Below are 15,742 nucleotides of genomic sequence, written 5' to 3'. Positions count from 1 at the left end.
CTTTATTAAACCCTGTCGACGATCGCTTGCGCGACATCCATAGTAGTAAACCCTGCTTGAGGATAGATATCCGGTGTACCTACACCATCTTTCACCGCCTCAGCTACTGCCTTTTCAATTGCGCGTGCCGCTTCATCCTGCCCCAATGAATAACGTAGCATCAACGCGGCACTTAAGATTTGTGCGATTGGGTTTGCCACCCCTTTACCAGCGATATCTGGTGCTGAGCCGCCCGCAGGCTCATATAAGCCAAAGCCCGATTGATTTAGACTTGCCGATGGTAATAACCCCATGGAACCCGTGATCATTGCACATTCATCAGAAAGGATGTCACCGAACAGGTTATCGCACAGTAGCACATCAAACTGGCTTGGTTGCTTTACCAACTGCATCGCAGCGTTGTCGATATAAATATGATCAAGCGTCACATCTGGGTATTCTTTCGCGACTTCATTGACCACTTCACGCCACAGTACACTGGTTGCCAGCACGTTGGCTTTATCTACAGAAGTCACATGATTGCTTCTAAGTCTCGCTGCATCAAAAGCAAAACGGGCGATGCGTTCGATTTCTTTGCGCGAATAGGTTTGCGTATCAAACGCCGACTCGCTTTCGCCATCACCTTGGCGACCTTTTTCGCCAAAATAAATCCCGCCAGTAAGCTCGCGGACGCATAAAATATCAAAACCTTGCTGGCTAATGTCACTGCGTAGTGGAGAGGCGGCGCTCAATGCGGGCAATAGCTGCGCCGGACGCAGATTACAAAATAGCTGAAAGTGCTTTCTAAGCGGTAATAAAGATGCCCGCTCTGGTTGCTCATTTGGCGGTAAGTGCTCCCACTTAGGCCCACCCACAGAACCAAATAGAATCGCATCAGCAGCTTCACACGCGGCTAATGTCGCCGCGGGTAGGGCTTCGCCAAATTGGTCTATGGCCGCACCACCTATCGCTTGTGGTGACTTTTCTAAAGCAAAGTTGAACTTAGTCGCCACTTTATCTAATACCAGCTCAGCGGCTTGCATCACTTCTGGACCAATTCCATCTCCAGCTAGTACGGCGATTTTGTAGTTTGCTTGACTCATCCTGCTTTCCTTTGTTGTTTTAGGCTAGACACTTTTTGTGCTCTATCAATTAGGTTATATACTCGGATCATGGCTCTCACTGACGCTTCGACAATGTCGGCTGCAAGTCCCACACCGTGATATTGCTTACCATCAAACTTGGCAATAATATCGACTTGGCCTAGTGAACTTGCCCCTTTACCTGTCGCATCAAGGTTATACTCCACCACTTCCACCGCCATGCCAGTGATACGCTCGATAGCTACAAACGCCGCTTCTACAGGACCGTTGCCGGTTGCCGCTTCTTGCTTAAGCTCACCATTCAAGGCAATCCCCACAGTCGCGCTCGCGATGGATTGAGAGTTAGAAGATGCATTGACGAACTGTAATTGGTAGCGCTCGTCTTTATCTTTGATTTGGTTGAAATAAATCATCGCTTCAAGGTCATAGTCGTAAACCGTGCCCTTTTGATCGGCCAACGCCAAGAAGCTTTCATACAGGCTATCCATATCGTAATCCGATTTCTGATAGCCAAGCTCGGTAAGACGATGCTCAATAACATGTCGGCCAGAGCGTGACGTCATATTTAACTGGTTACTCGGTACGCCAACTGTTTCTGGTGCCATGATTTCATAGGTGTTTTGTGCTTTTAAGACGCCGTCTTGGTGAATACCCGAGCTATGTGCAAAGGCATTTTCACCCACAATTGCCTTGTTTGGCTGCACCGGCATATTGCAGATTTTAGCAACTTGGCGCGACGCACGATAAATCTCTTCACTACGAATATCGGTGTGTACTTTTAGGTGGTCTTGGCGCATCTTCATGATCATCGCCACTTCTTCTAGTGAGCAGTTACCTGCACGCTCACCAATACCATTGATGGTACATTCGATTTGTCTTGCACCGGCTTGTACCGCCGCGATTGAGTTTGCCACCGCAAGTCCTAAATCGTTGTGACAATGGACGCTTAGTCTGGCTTTGTCGATGTTAGGCACATTATTTCGAATATGGTAAATCATCGCTGCATACTCGTCTGGCGTGACGTAACCTACGGTATCAGGCAAGTTAATCGTAGATGCACCGGCATTAATCGCCGCTTCAACAATACGACATAGATCAGAGTGTGGCGTACGGCCAGCATCTTCACATGAAAACTCAACATCATCAGTGTACTTTCTGGCTTGAGAAATGGCCTTAATCGCCATGTTAGTTGCATCATCTAGACTCATTCTTAACTTATGTTCTAGATGCAGAGGACTGGTTGCGATAAAAGTGTGAATGCGGCGCTGCTCAGCACCTTTAAGGGCTTCGCCACACGCGTCAATATCTTTACTAACCGCACGCGCAAGGCCGCAAATTGCGGGGCCTTTCACCTCGGCAGCGATGCGTTGTACCGCACGAAAATCAGCCGGACTTGATACTGGAAAACCCACTTCCATGACATCCACATTGAGACGACTAATGGTATGCGCCAGTTGTATTTTATCTTCTTCTGTTAAGCTGGCTTTTAACGCCTGCTCACCGTCCCTTAATGTTGTATCGAAAATCCAGACTTTATCTTGCATACCCTTATCCTCAGCCAAAAAAAACCCCGCAAGTGCGGGGTGTCTACAGTAAATGTCGCTCAATTCGCGCAATTACACCCCACCCCTCTGGTTTACCAGTAGGAGGTTAAGAAGGAGTGAAATACGCGCAGTCATTTTCATTGAGCTAAGTGTTCCTGTTGATGAATTGGCTATGTTTTAACATGCTTTAAAAGCGACAATCAAGCATAAATTATCCCAAAAATAGAGTTTAAACCTCGATTTATTGGCAACTTAAATCACAATAACGCCAGTTTTAGAAAATATATTTCAAGATTAGAAGTGAACACAGATAGGATATGAAATGAGCAGGGGAATTTTGAATTTTAATTACCAATAAAAAAATAGCCAATTTAGGCTATTTTTTTATTGGTTCTGGATGTTTTGCATAACCAGAGGCACCTTTTGCGATATACCGCAACTGCCACTTCAACCGCTCGGTCAGTTCAGCCCGTTGAGGGGGGTCTTGATCCAAAGCCTCAGCACCAGAGCTAAATACTAAGGTGACCATTGCTTCAGCCTGCATGTGGGCGTGATGGGTATCTACTCCCGTTTCCGTTTCAAGATAATGAGCAAGCTCTAAGATAAAATGTTTGATTTCTCTAGCCACGGCGGCTCGAAACGCAGGCGACGTGCCCGAACGTTCACGCAATAATAAACGAAATTGGTTGCTCGACTGCTCAATAAATTCCATAAAGGTGTGCACAGAGGTATTGATCACGCTACCACCTTTAGCGATGCGACGCCTTGCTTGGCGCATTAGTTGTCGCAAGGTTAAACCCGCTTCATCTACCATAGTCAGCCCGAGCTCGTTCATATCCTTAAAATGACGATAAAACGAAGTAGGTGCGATACCCGCCTCTCGTGCGACTTCACGCAGGCTTAAATTCGAGAAACTATGCTCAGCACTTAGTTGATTAAATGCCGCTTCGATAAGCGCTTGACGGGTCTTCTGTTTTTGTTGGGCGCGTACACCAGCCATGGACTTTCCCCAATTCGCTTCGAAAAATAAGAACAATAAACCGCAGTCTAAACCTTGACGCAGCAAGAATGAAATACTATTTTAGCGTACAGTTGTACGCTGAAATTAGATTTTGAGATTAATTGATGAAAAAACCACCCATTTTATGGACCAATGTGCTGTTCTTTAGCTTATCGTTTTTAGCTGCGATCACTTTGGTGCCTTGGTATGGCTTTGAATACGGCTATACCACCAGCCACTGGGTAGCTTTTGTTGCCTGTATGTTTTACGCCGGTCTGTCGATCACCGCAGGGTATCACCGCTTATGGGCGCATAAAGCCTATGACGCCCACCCTGTGATTCAAGTTATTTTTGCGTTGGGTGGCGCATTCGCCTTACAAAACAGTATATTACATTGGAGTAGCGATCACCGTGTGCACCACGGCCAAGTCGACGACCCAGTAAAAGATCCGTACGCCGCAACACGAGGCTTCTGGTATAGCCATATCGGTTGGATGCTGAGAGATTATCAAGGCGAGACTTACGGTGATTATAATAACGCCAGAGACTTACAACGTAACCCTATCGTGATGTGGCAACACAAGCACTATATGAAATTGGTGTTACTTACAAATATCGGCATCCCGTTAGTGCTAGGTTTATTACTCGGAAATGTGTTTGGCATGTTGTTACTTGCGGGCGTACTCAGACTCGTACTCAGTCAACATTTTACTTTCTTTATCAATTCACTGGCGCACATTTGGGGTAGTCGTCCTTACACCGAAAAAAATACCGCGCGAGACAATGGCTTGCTAGCCCTATTCACTTACGGTGAAGGCTACCATAACTTCCATCATATTTTTGCCAGCGACTACCGTAATGGTATTCGTTGGTATCACTATGACCCAACTAAATGGCTGATCCGTACTTTTGCAGCACTGGGCCTTGCCAGTAAGCTAAAACGCACTCCAGTTGAACGCATTGAAAAAGCCAAGGCGGAGACCTTATTGAATAAGACTAAAGTCAGTCTCGCAAAATTGCCTTTGGCGCAAGATAAGCTTACATTGTTACAACAAGAGTATGATTTACTTCTTAAAAAGCTTCAAAACTACTGTACTGTGCAAAAACAGGTACTCGAAGCGAAGAAAGAAGCAGTACTTGCACAGTGCGAACATTCCGCACTGATGCAACAATATAAAGAGCTAGAACAAGCTTGGGAAAGTCAAAAACAAGCTTGGATTGCACTAAATTCGAGGCTACTGAAAACGGCATAATGTTCAGCGGCCTCAACAACTAAAGGGGTGAGGCCGTGAGCAAAAAAGCTTCAGAAAAAACCGAAACTGTTCCACAATCCTATCAATACGATGCCATTATTATAGGCACCGGACCTGGCGGCGAAGGCGCCGCCATGAATCTCTCTAAAAGTGGTAAAAAAGTCGCGGTTATCGAACGCCAGCATGCGGTTGGCGGTGGCTGCGTGCACTGGGGCACCATTCCCTCAAAAGCGCTTCGTCATTCTGTCAGTCGTTTAATTGAGTATAAAGCAAATCCACTTTATCGTTTTACCGAGCGCCCGCAGCGCCATACCTTTCAAGATATTTTGCACCATGCCAGTGATGTGATCTCAAAACAATCAACATTGCGTTCTAGCTTTTATGGTCGTAACCGCATTCACTTATTCCAAGGCGATGCCAGCTTTGTTGACGCAAATACGGTACAAGTCATTCATCAAGATGGTTCGCAAGAGTTACTCACCGCTAAAACCATTGTGATCGCCACAGGCTCGCGCCCATACCGCCCACCAGGCGTTGATTTTAACCACCCTCGCGTCTACGACAGCGACACTATTTTAAGCCTTGAGCATAATCCTCAGCGCGTATTGATATACGGCGCGGGGGTCATAGGCTGTGAATATGCCTCAATCTTTAAAGGACTGGGCGCAAAGGTAGACCTCATCAACACCCGCGACCGCTTATTGGCCTTTATGGATGCCGAGATCTCTGACGCACTCAGTTACCATTTTTGGAATAATGGTATTGTTATTCGCCATAACGAAGAGTTTGCGAAAGTAGAGACCCATGACAAAGGGGTTATTGTGCATCTACAGTCTGGCAAGAAAGTACGTGCTGACTGCATTTTATGGGCCAATGGCCGCTCCGGTAATACCGAAACACTCAACCTTGCAAGTGTAGGTCTAAAGGCTGATAGCCGTGGCCAGCTTAAAGTCAACGAACACTATCAAACTGAAGTAGATAATATTTTCGCAGTAGGAGATGTGATTGGCTATCCAAGCCTAGCCAGTGCAGCGTTCGATCAAGGGCGTATTGCAGCCAATGCGATTGTGCATGGTGCCTGTGATGATCGTTTGATCACCGATATCCCAACCGGCATTTACACCATTCCAGAAATGAGCTCTGTTGGTAAAACAGAGCAAGAGCTTACCGCTGCGCGCATTCCCTATGAAGTGGGCCGCGCCCAGTTTAAGCATTTGGCTCGTGCACAGATCACAGGCACTGAAGTCGGCAGCTTGAAAATTTTGTTCCATGCAGAAACCAAAGAAATATTAGGTATTCACTGCTTTGGTGAACGTGCATCCGAGATCATCCATATCGGCCAAGCCATTATGGAACAAAAAGGAACGGGTAATAATATCGAGTATTTCATCAATACCACCTTTAACTACCCAACAATGGCCGAAGCCTATCGCGTTGCAGCATTAAACGGTATTAATCGCTTACTGGATTAATGCATCGTATGGCATAAATAAGCGTGACACCTTGAGCGTCACGCTTATTGTTATAAATTAAAGCGATACTCCGCGCTGAGTCGCCACACATTATCGCTTTGCTTAGGCTTACCGTTAAAGGCCTCGCGGTTTGCAACTGTGGTTGTCAGACTCAAAAACTCTCCGCCCACCAGCCAATTGTTATTAATTCGATACTTCACTGTAGCGGTCAGTGCATGGCCATCACTTTGATTAGGGTCGAACTGCCAATCATCTTTGTCGATGACTTTGAACTGCTCCCCCCGTAAGGCAAAGCGCCACTCATCGCGCTGATGTGTGAGTAGCAAAAACCAGCTATTAAAGTCATTATCAACGCCTCGATTGGCACCCATTGCGGTATTACCCAGCATGCCTTGTGCGAGTATATGGGTCTGCGGTGTTAACTTGTAACGCCAAGCTGCACTAATAAATTTAGTGTCCCACGCATACTGCCCAGTTCGGTAGTTGATCTTACTTGGATCGCCATTATTATCGTACCAATAGACATTGATCTCACTGCGGTTTGAAAAGTCGCGATGATACCCAAGATAATAACCAAATCGGCCATCTACTTCAGAAAACGGTTCAACATGCTGTGCTTGATGTTGTAGCTGCGGTGTGTTCAACGACTCTACCGCGGCAAAGGGGAGACTTTCGTTAAACACCGACTGCCTATCATGCACGGTAAAGCCTCGCCATGCGAGTAAAGTGCCAGCCGGATCATTACCCTTAAAAACACCAAACACACCTTTGAATCCCTGACCGCGGCTACGACGCGTCTGCGGCTGCTCAATCGCGACTTCACCTCCAAATACCCGCACTTCCTCACCAATCCAAGCGTTGATAGCCGAATACTGGTAGGTATAGGGTGATGACCAGCCAATATCTGGGTTCTCAATAGAAAACTTCGGATAAAAGCCACCTGCTCGCATAATAAAACGGCGACCATTTTTGGGTAGTGTTCGATATTGCAAATACAGTTCTGTAAAACCGAGCTTGTCATCTGGGTCTGGCACATACTGCGTTACCCCATGCAAAGACCAAGCGCTGGCAACATCTACACGCCAATCAATAGCGCCTCGACTAAGCGTAATATCTGACTCCCCTTTGCCAAAACGCGTAACGCCCCACCCTGGCTGATACCAAGCTTTACGATTATCATCATGCTGCCAGGTCGTTTGCAGTTGTCCTTGTCCTGAAATTTCAACGGCACCTACTTGCCCTATGGCGAATAATGCCAGAGCGGCACTGAGCTTAGTAATCATCGAAGCCATCGGAGAAATCCTGAAGTGGAGCAACCAGAGTTTGCTTAATTTGATAGGTAATTGCTTGAGTGTTGTTCACAGCAGAGAACGCATGCTGTTCTATTTTGTCTATATTTTCGAATCTTTCATGCCACACATTCAGCTTTAGTGCGCTGGCTTGCTGAGCACCTAAGTCAATTGATACTTTGCCGCTGCTATCCGTTACCGCAAATAATGGGCTATCTACAACCACGATATAGCCCAGCATCCAATCGTGAATATTACAACCAAGCTCAACCACACCGGTTTGATCAAATAATACTTGTTTCGGGTCATCGCGATACAACTTAAGCTCGAATGGCTTTGCAGCAGAGAACGAATAGACGTGGTGCAGAATGGGATCTAAATTCGGAAACGAGACTTGTGTGCCTGCCTGCACCATCAAAATATGTGGCACAAACGCTTTATCCTTTTGCTCCATTTTATAATCTAGCGTCGTTCTTTTATTATCAAAGCCATCTCCTTGCAACCACACCGCGGCATTCGCGAGCGGCTGTTTATCAGCATCGACAATTTGTATTTCAAGGGCATTGACTAGACCGGCTTGTAGCATTGCCATCACAACAGCAATACGCCCAAAAATTGTTAGGTTTAGCATAAGCAGTTCAACCTATCCTTATTATTTTTCTTAGCTTGTCTACACTAGACCGAGCGGAATAATTATTACATTCATCGCATTTACAGCATGAATACGTATGCAACTTTTACGTGAACGTTAGCATACAACAGTAAGCTTAGCTTATGTGCAAAAGAACACGAATTTTCGTGCCGACAACAAGAAGGAAAAACTATGCGCCCCATGTCACTTTCCCTGATCGGATTAAGCTTGTTTACGACTACGAGCTTTGCCGCATCTTTAGCTGTGAGTTCGCCAGATGGCAAAATCACTTTTACCTTGAGTGATGATAATAGCCAGCCGACCTACCAAGTCAGCTTTAACGACAAAACCATTATTCAACCGTCTAAACTTGGTTTTGATTTCGCAACAGCTGCATCGATGCGCGATGGCTTGAGTATCACCACACATCAGCGCAATAGCGTCGATAGCAGTTGGCAACAACCTTGGGGCGAAGCCAGAGTGATCCAAGATAAGCACAATGAGCTTGCTGTCACCTTTGCTAAACAGACAGACAAGTCGCCGCAATATACTGTGCGTGTAAAAGTCTTTGATGACGGTGTCGGCTTTCGCTATGAGGTTGCTCAAAATCAAGCGCTTTATATCACCAGAGAATTAACCGAATTCGCCTTTGCACAAAGCGATAAAAGTACCGCGTGGTGGATCCCTGCTCGTGGCTGGAATCGCTATGAATATGTATACAACACCACACCACTGCACGATGCCCCACATGTGCACACCCCATTTACCTTAAAGAACCAAGACGGGGTTCATATCAGTGTGCATGAAGCGGCCCTAATTGACTATGCGGGCATGACCTTAAACCAGCGTCGCCCGGGAACATTTGTTGCCGATCTAACACCTTGGTCAGATGGCGTTGCAGTCAAAACTAATGGTAAGTTCAATACACCTTGGCGCACCCTGCAAATAGGCGATGAAGCCACCGACTTGTTGAACTCTCACCTTATTTTAAACCTCAACGAGCCAAATAAGCTCGGTGATGTATCTTGGGTTGAGCCGGGTAAATACATCGGCATTTGGTGGGGCATGCACATCAACAAAAATACTTGGGGCAGCGGCGATAAACATGGAGCCACTACGGCGCGCACTAAAGAATATTTGAGCTTTGCCGCTGACAACGGCTTTGATGGCGTGTTGGTTGAAGGTTGGAACATCGGCTGGGATGGCGACTGGTTCTTCAACGGTGATGTCTTTAGCTTTACCGACGCCTATGCTGACTTTAATATTGACGAAATAGCCAAGCACGGAAAAAAAGTAGGTGCACGCCTAATTGGTCATCACGAGACGTCTGGTAACGTCAGCAACTATCGCAATCAAATGGAGGCGGCCTTCGCACTCTACGAAAAAGCAGGCGTTCGCCAGGTTAAAACCGGTTACGTAGCCGATGGCGGCAACATCAAACGCATTGATGCCAAGGGCAATGCCAGATTCGAATGGCACGATGGTCAATTTATGGCAAATGAGTACTTAGACAACGTCAAACTCGCGGCCAAACACAAGATCAGTATCAATACGCATGAACCAATCAAAGATACCGGCCTGCGTCGTACCTATCCAAACTGGATTGCGAGAGAAGGGGCTAGAGGGCAAGAGTTCAACGCATGGGGCACACCACCAAACCCACCAGAGCATGTGCCAATGCTCGCCTTTACTCGCATGTTAGCAGGCCCAATGGACTTTACTCCGGGTATTTTTGACATGGGCTTCAACGGCCTTGGCGATAAAACCAACCGCCCACAAACCACCCTCGCCAAACAATTAGCGCTTTATGTTGTGCTTTATAGTCCAATTCAAATGGCGGCCGATTTGCCAGAAAATTACCTCGCTAAGCCAGACGCCTTCCAATTTATCAAAGACGTACCCACCGACTGGGAACACAGTATCGCACTTGCAGGAGAAGTGGGTGATTATGTTGTTTTTGCCAGAAAGGAGCGCAAGCATAAACAATATAGTGGTAACGATTGGTTCTTAGGCGCAGTAACTGACGAGGAAGCGAGAGAAATTCCTATTACTTTAGATTTCCTTGAGTCAGGTAAAACCTTTGAAGCGCAAATCTACGCGGACGGTGATAAAGCCGAATGGAAACAAAACCCGTATGAAATGAATATTTACCGTAAAAAGGTAACAAGTGCCGACAAACTCACATTAAAACTGGCTGCCGGCGGCGGTGTTGCTATTCGCTTTAAAGCGCTTTAAACATAAGGTGACTACCCAGCAGCTGGGTAGTCACCGCTTTGATCTGTACATTTAGCAAACTATACAGTAGGGTGAAATAGTCTATTAAGACATTCTTATTTCAAAGGAAAATAATATGAAACTTACCCTAGCAAAGAAAAAACTAAAACAATTAGACTATCAACAGAGCCAACTTGCCGTAAAACTCACACCGCAAGCAGTCGGTGGTAGAGGACCAGAAACCGGCGTTATGTGCGAAACGACTAATAACGATTACTGGTGCCAACGTCCAAGTTCACCGGCTGTTACCTGCAGCGTAATGGAACGCTGTTTATAAGCATTTCCCACCATATATAGGCTAGATATTATAAAAATATGTAGTTAGCCTATTTTTCAGTCAAACTCTCTATATGCTCAACGGCCAGCTCTCACTCGCCGCCGAGCTGAGTTATAAGTAATAATTTACTGACATTGATAGCTTGGTGTTACACCATTAGCAACTTCCCATTTCGCTGTTAATAGCGACGCAGGGCCATTACTGTCATGGGATAGCTCCCAATTCATAATGCCACCGGCATTGAGCTTAGCGTACTGCGTTTTTGCGCGGATCGTCGGGATACCATTGTAGTAGCTGCTACCATCACTATCGCGACAGGCATTGGCAGGGTTCTCTTGTAGTAAGGTGCGATACGCTTTCCAAGTAGGTCTTGCATAAAATGGTACGCCTAATACCGTTTTTTCTTTACTGAGCCCACGACCTTGCCAGTAAGCTATTGAGTCTTTGGCGTATTGCATAGAAGCATGATCAGTATTGTTCGCGTCGTATGCCATTAAATTTAAAAAGTCGATATCTTGGAATACAGATTCCAACACGCCACCACCGGTATAGCCAAGCGCCACCACAGCTGCCGTCAAGAATTTACCTCTGGCGCGTAACTCAACGCTTAGTTCCTTCATCAGTAATGCATAGTTATTTGCTGAAGCACCGGGATCTGGATATTCCCAATCCATATCAACGCCATCTAGATTATGTTGCTCTACAAACGCAATGACCTCTTGCACGAAACGGGCTCTGCCTTGCTGTGAACTGGCGAATGTCTCAAATGCACTATCGTCCCCCCCGTTCCAACCACCAATGGCAATCCCCACTTTCACATTGTTGGCATGCGCCGAATTTACTAGCGCTGTCATTTTGCTTAAATTTTCAAGCGGTCTCAGTGTGCCATCTGCATTGGGTAGTAAAAATGAGTAATTGATATGGGTGAGTTTATCAAACTGAATATCACTCACTGCACCCTGCCAACTTGGGAAGTAGCCAACAATTTTAAAATTAGGGTCGCCAGGAGGAACCTCGTCAGACACGACACTGAAGTTCACCGCACTCGATTCACCTCGTGCCCCAGATACATCAGTTGCATAGACAGTTAATGCGCGATTACCTAGCCCCTGCGCTTGCCACATCACCTCATAAGGCGCACTGTTATCAGAGGCGACAAGCGTGCCATCGAGATAGAATTCAACACTGTCGATTGCTGTGTTTTGCGGATGGCTTACTGCCGCCGCTAGGCTAACTGATGAGCCCACTAACACTCGTGCGTTACTGCTTGGGGAAGTGACCGAAACTTGAGGCAATGGCGTTACAGGATCACAACTGCCATTGGCTTGCCAGACATCATAAGTATTGGAATTTTGCGCTGGGTTTTGGTTTTGTGTCCACCATTTCGCGGTGTATTTAGCTGACTGATAGGTGACTGCGTCGCCACCTGTATATACCTGCTGTGATTGCCATTGCGTTAAGTTGCTACAGTCTACCGCTAGTGCAACTTCCATCGCGCCCAAGAGCGGAAGTGCAATTAATAAATTTGTATATTTCATTACCTTTTCCATGTTGTATGTCGGCTAAAGCAAGTCGTGCCGAGTTTAAATAAATGTTAACTTGCAATTCTAGCCTACCAGCATGGATAAATTTCGTACAACGCAACTCACTACGACCTTAGTCTAATAAAAATAGAAAATACTTCTTTTCTTTACACCAATTATTCATCCGTGATTATGCTAGTTTATAAAATCTCCATACGCTGATTTTTCTAACCAAGCTTTAAACTGTGCCAGTAGCGGTGCGTTTTGTTACTCTCTCGCCACCGGCTTTTCTTACAGGCTCACGGCCTTTGTTGCGTTTTCAATTCGGTATAGCTTTTGAGTATGATTAAGCGTCCAATCTGCTTTTCCAGTTTTACCCTTAGCCTGCATATCTGCGACTGCTTTATGTTTGCACCTTACGTGTGACCAACAGCCAACCTGGGTGGCTGTTGCCTGCTACGCACGCAGCTTAGTCCGCTGATTATAAAATGTCTTGGCGTTGATCTCGTGCTGCAGGAAAAATTCGGTGACGGATAGCTTTCTGCTTATAGCCCTATTCGCAGTGACGGTTTTGGTTTAGGCATTGTAAGCTCCAAATTGAGATTAGAGCGTTACTTTATGAGCCTGAAGCTTCAGCACTAGGTGTGGTTTGGGTGATGCTTACTTCTATATTATCCTTTGTTTAAGAAAAACACTGCCTTTCTTTAAACTAGTCAACTCTTTTTTAATATTGACACGTTTTAACCATCGATCATTACCGTCATACAAGGCATTAAAGCTGCACCGGCCATGTAATATTCTGTAATTATCGACAAAGGCAATATCGCCCGCCTTAAGTGCTAGTCCAAAAGTATTAACCTCTAGGTTGTCGCAAAGGGAGTTAAGAGCACTGCCATATTCACCTTGAGCTTCATCCATAAAATAGCGATCAAGTCTGAGGAATGGTCTGCTCTTATCACCAAAAAAAGGAGCAAACTTGATCCCTTTGCTCATTTCTTCGTTAACTTTTTCCCGGGCTGCCTGTATTTCACCGTCATCAAAAAGACCGTTGTTATATTTTTCTAAATGTGAGTTATCAGGACGAATGATATATTCCTGATGAAACAACAACTCTCTATGCTCAGCCGAAAGTGCATCCAACTTAGGTTTTGAAAAAGTCGTATTTATTTCATTAGGATTACGAATACACATTAATCCGATAAAATCAGCTCTATGCTCATGAAAGGCATCTTCTATATGCAAAGTAATGACTTCGTCAGATCCTGAGCTGATCTGTTCCTGTTCATGTCCCTTTATCGGAAAAATATCATGGACAAACCTGCCATCTTGCTGAGTTGCCCAACCAAAAACATCCCCGATCGCAGCGCTTAATAAACAAAAAAGAAAACACTCTTTTTTAGTCGAGACGTTAGGGTTGGTTTCAAGATCTAGGGGGGTGAGTCCTACCTTTTCCTGATCAATGGGAAAGCCGGAGATTACAAAAATCTCCTCACCAGTCCTTTGCTTAAAAGGGATTAATGCTTCCAGCACCCTCCCCGGCAATTTTGTCGCCAACTGCTGTGATTGCTCAAGAAATCTCGGGTCGCTTTCATTCTCATATAAATTTTCAATTTGATAAAGCAAGGTCTCAATAGTATCTATTTCACTATTTGTTAAAGTCACAACTTTAACCATTTCTTCTTTGTACATATTATTAATCCATTATTCCAAGTTTGTCAGCTACAAATACATCAGGCTAAATCAACCAGGTTTTCTAAAGCTTCGATATACAACTCCATCAGCAAATCAATCTTCCGGACATCGATTAATCCATCCCAGTAATTCACTTCAGAAATAGCTTTTGAACCATCAACATTTACAGAAGTAAAAAAATCTATAACATGATGAAATTTGTCACTTGCGTACTCGACATTTACATGATTCCTTTTATGATTCTTATCACCCATTTTGGAATGGTGAAATTGTACATAGTTAAAACATGCGTATGCACTTCTATCTCTGATACTGTTTAAAGGAAACAGGGAATTGCCATTGCTCTCAACATCAATTAACTTTGTTTGCAATAACTCCAAGGCAGGTAAAAGTTCTTCTTTCCCCATAGCGCAGTGCATAGGTACAAAATTCCAAAACAACCCTAATGCATGCACAGGATCAGATAATCTTTCCGAGCGGCCTGAAGTAACGACATCTATGGTGATGAGATTTTGCTTTAACAAAGCGCTTAAGGCTTTGTAATAAGAAAATAAGAACAGAGTTTTGAGCTGTTTGTTATTAGCTTGCGCGAAAGATTTTAGTTTACTGAATAATGGACTATCGATAACTAAGCGTTTTGAGCAATAGACCAGAGGCTCTCTCCCAAATGTTACTCTAGGCATAGTTTCGGCTTGTTCATATTGACCTCGCCAAAACTCTTTTTTCGCTTTTGATTGTGACGCTTCGACCTCCAGAGCGACACGCTCTTTGAAAACGTTGACAGCAGCATGCTGTAGTTGCAGCTTGTCACCGGCTTTTACCCTTTCATAACACTCAAACATCTCATTGATAAAACTGACAAAGCCCCAACCATCATCAATCGCATGATGTGTTGAGATTAAGAACTTCCAGTCACTGTTACTCACTTTAAAGAGCCGATAGCGTACCATCAAACCTTTGCCGTCAAAGGTGTAAGGACGTTTAGCATCTTCGGCAATAAAGTCATTCAAAAACGCTTTATACTCATCCTGATTTTTTGATGTTAAATCGAATTTTTCGAGGGGAAGTTCGACATCACGATGAACAAATTGTAGGTATTGCCTACTATCTTCACAATAGCTAAAAGTAGTTCTTAATATTGGATGCTTCTGCATCAGAAACGTCAATGAGATTGCAAGCGCCTCAGGGCTAAACTCAGGATCACTAAAAGAGAAAAGCTGCTGGGGGGCATATACGCCACCATATTTTACCCCTTCAATATGCTTCTCTATCATCAAAGACTGCATTTGCGTAGCTGGATAAACATCTTCTATCTCTGAGGGGCAATCTGCCAGATAGTCCGATATTTTTCCTAACAGAGCAAGTGGCGCCGCATCGCCCTTTTTCCCCCGATCAGTCACATACGTTTGCAGGTGTTGCGCAAGCCCGCCAACGGTTTGATGGCGGAAAACATCTTGGGCACTAAAATGCATATCCACTTTGGCCGCGGCATGCACTAATTGCACGACCCTCATGGAATCCCCCCCTAAGCTAAAGAAGTTATCCGTGATACCAAGCTCTTCAAGCCCCAACACTTCTTGCCAGATCCGGCATAAGGTTTTTTCTGTCTCTGTATTTGGTGCGACATGCTCATCTCTTAATAATATATCCTCCGGCGCCGGCAGCGCCTTACGGTCAACCGTGCCGTTGGCCGTCAACGGAAAAG

At 45.1% G+C, this 15,742-nt stretch carries 12 protein-coding genes and 1 pseudogene; 4 read left to right on the top strand and 9 right to left on the bottom strand.

What is annotated here, in order from left to right; translation table 11 throughout:
* Positions 1 to 5 precede the first annotated feature (5 nt).
* From leuB to fabR, 3 genes are all read right to left on the bottom strand, one after another.
* Positions 6 to 1,082 carry a 3-isopropylmalate dehydrogenase gene (gene leuB / locus A587_RS0121935; protein ID WP_017219302.1) on the bottom strand — a complete coding sequence of 359 codons (1,077 nt, stop codon included), beginning with the start codon at positions 1,080 to 1,082 and terminating at the stop codon, positions 6 to 8.
* Positions 1,079 to 2,626: a 2-isopropylmalate synthase gene (leuA, locus tag A587_RS0121930; protein WP_017219301.1), complete on the bottom strand. Its 1,548-nt coding sequence runs from the start codon at positions 2,624 to 2,626 to the stop codon at positions 1,079 to 1,081. The genes leuB and leuA overlap by 4 nt, the downstream gene beginning before the upstream one ends.
* Positions 2,627 to 3,002: 376 nt before the next feature.
* Positions 3,003 to 3,626 carry an HTH-type transcriptional repressor FabR gene (gene fabR / locus A587_RS0121925; protein WP_010374371.1) on the bottom strand — a complete coding sequence of 208 codons (624 nt, stop codon included), beginning with the start codon at positions 3,624 to 3,626 and terminating at the stop codon, positions 3,003 to 3,005.
* 125 nt (positions 3,627 to 3,751) lie between these two features.
* Between fabR and A587_RS0121920 the strand changes: the two genes are divergently transcribed.
* Both A587_RS0121920 and sthA read left to right on the top strand, forming a co-directional pair.
* Positions 3,752 to 4,879 carry an acyl-CoA desaturase gene (locus tag A587_RS0121920; RefSeq protein ID WP_010374369.1) on the top strand — a complete coding sequence of 376 codons (1,128 nt, stop codon included), beginning with the start codon at positions 3,752 to 3,754 and terminating at the stop codon, positions 4,877 to 4,879.
* Positions 4,880 to 4,914: 35 nt separating this feature from the next.
* Positions 4,915 to 6,351 (top strand): Si-specific NAD(P)(+) transhydrogenase, encoded by a 1,437-nt coding sequence (gene sthA, locus A587_RS0121915; RefSeq protein ID WP_017219300.1) that lies wholly within the window; start codon positions 4,915 to 4,917, stop codon positions 6,349 to 6,351.
* A gap of 50 nt (positions 6,352 to 6,401) precedes the next feature.
* On the opposite strand, the gene A587_RS0121910 is transcribed toward sthA, so the two are convergent.
* Both A587_RS0121910 and A587_RS0121905 read right to left on the bottom strand, forming a co-directional pair.
* Positions 6,402 to 7,643, bottom strand: coding sequence for a hypothetical protein (locus A587_RS0121910; RefSeq protein WP_017219299.1), 1,242 nt, complete (start codon positions 7,641 to 7,643; stop codon positions 6,402 to 6,404).
* Positions 7,624 to 8,271, bottom strand: a complete 648-nt coding sequence (locus tag A587_RS0121905; protein ID WP_017219298.1) for a methylamine utilization protein — start codon at positions 8,269 to 8,271, stop codon at positions 7,624 to 7,626. Before A587_RS0121905 ends, A587_RS0121910 begins: the two co-directional genes overlap by 20 nt.
* A gap of 201 nt (positions 8,272 to 8,472) precedes the next feature.
* Between A587_RS0121905 and A587_RS0121900 the strand changes: the two genes are divergently transcribed.
* Positions 8,473 to 10,506: a glycoside hydrolase family 97 protein gene (locus A587_RS0121900; protein WP_026001092.1), complete on the top strand. Its 2,034-nt coding sequence runs from the start codon at positions 8,473 to 8,475 to the stop codon at positions 10,504 to 10,506.
* A 115-nt stretch (positions 10,507 to 10,621) separates the two neighbouring features.
* Positions 10,622 to 10,822: a hypothetical protein gene (locus A587_RS0121895; RefSeq protein ID WP_017219296.1), complete on the top strand. Its 201-nt coding sequence runs from the start codon at positions 10,622 to 10,624 to the stop codon at positions 10,820 to 10,822.
* A gap of 125 nt (positions 10,823 to 10,947) precedes the next feature.
* On the opposite strand, the gene A587_RS0121890 is transcribed toward A587_RS0121895, so the two are convergent.
* The 4 genes and pseudogenes from A587_RS0121890 to A587_RS24275 form a co-directional block, all read right to left on the bottom strand.
* Positions 10,948 to 12,360, bottom strand: coding sequence for a glycosyl hydrolase family 18 protein (locus tag A587_RS0121890; RefSeq protein ID WP_017219295.1), 1,413 nt, complete (start codon positions 12,358 to 12,360; stop codon positions 10,948 to 10,950).
* A 276-nt stretch (positions 12,361 to 12,636) separates the two neighbouring features.
* Positions 12,637 to 12,783 (bottom strand): annotated as a pseudogene (locus A587_RS25470) (hypothetical protein); the annotation flags it as partial.
* A 228-nt stretch (positions 12,784 to 13,011) separates the two neighbouring features.
* Positions 13,012 to 14,034, bottom strand: coding sequence for a guanitoxin biosynthesis L-enduracididine beta-hydroxylase GntD (gene gntD, locus A587_RS24280; protein ID WP_017219293.1), 1,023 nt, complete (start codon positions 14,032 to 14,034; stop codon positions 13,012 to 13,014).
* A gap of 41 nt (positions 14,035 to 14,075) precedes the next feature.
* Positions 14,076 to 15,742: condensation domain-containing protein (locus A587_RS24275; RefSeq protein ID WP_036965115.1), on the bottom strand; the 1,667-nt coding region annotated here is incomplete at its 5' end.

The sequence above is a fragment of the Pseudoalteromonas sp. NJ631 genome (assembly GCF_000276645.1).
GTDB classification, from domain to species: domain Bacteria; phylum Pseudomonadota; class Gammaproteobacteria; order Enterobacterales; family Alteromonadaceae; genus Pseudoalteromonas; species Pseudoalteromonas piscicida.
The sequence above is the reverse complement of the archived record's forward strand: the minus strand, read 5'-3'. Positions and strand labels throughout refer to the sequence as shown.

Coding starts and splice junctions, on each gene's coding strand:
- A587_RS0121895 (WP_017219296.1), top strand. CDS start 10,622: ATGAAACTTACCCTAGCAAAGAAAAAACTAAAACAATTAGACTATCAA.
- A587_RS0121890 (WP_017219295.1), bottom strand. CDS start 12,360: ATGAAATATACAAATTTATTAATTGCACTTCCGCTCTTGGGCGCGATG.
- A587_RS0121910 (WP_017219299.1), bottom strand. CDS start 7,643: ATGGCTTCGATGATTACTAAGCTCAGTGCCGCTCTGGCATTATTCGCC.
- A587_RS0121900 (WP_026001092.1), top strand. CDS start 8,473: ATGTCACTTTCCCTGATCGGATTAAGCTTGTTTACGACTACGAGCTTT.
- gntD (WP_017219293.1), bottom strand. CDS start 14,034: ATGTACAAAGAAGAAATGGTTAAAGTTGTGACTTTAACAAATAGTGAA.
- leuA (WP_017219301.1), bottom strand. CDS start 2,626: ATGCAAGATAAAGTCTGGATTTTCGATACAACATTAAGGGACGGTGAG.
- leuB (WP_017219302.1), bottom strand. CDS start 1,082: ATGAGTCAAGCAAACTACAAAATCGCCGTACTAGCTGGAGATGGAATT.
- fabR (WP_010374371.1), bottom strand. CDS start 3,626: ATGGCTGGTGTACGCGCCCAACAAAAACAGAAGACCCGTCAAGCGCTT.
- A587_RS0121920 (WP_010374369.1), top strand. CDS start 3,752: ATGAAAAAACCACCCATTTTATGGACCAATGTGCTGTTCTTTAGCTTA.
- A587_RS0121905 (WP_017219298.1), bottom strand. CDS start 8,271: ATGCTAAACCTAACAATTTTTGGGCGTATTGCTGTTGTGATGGCAATG.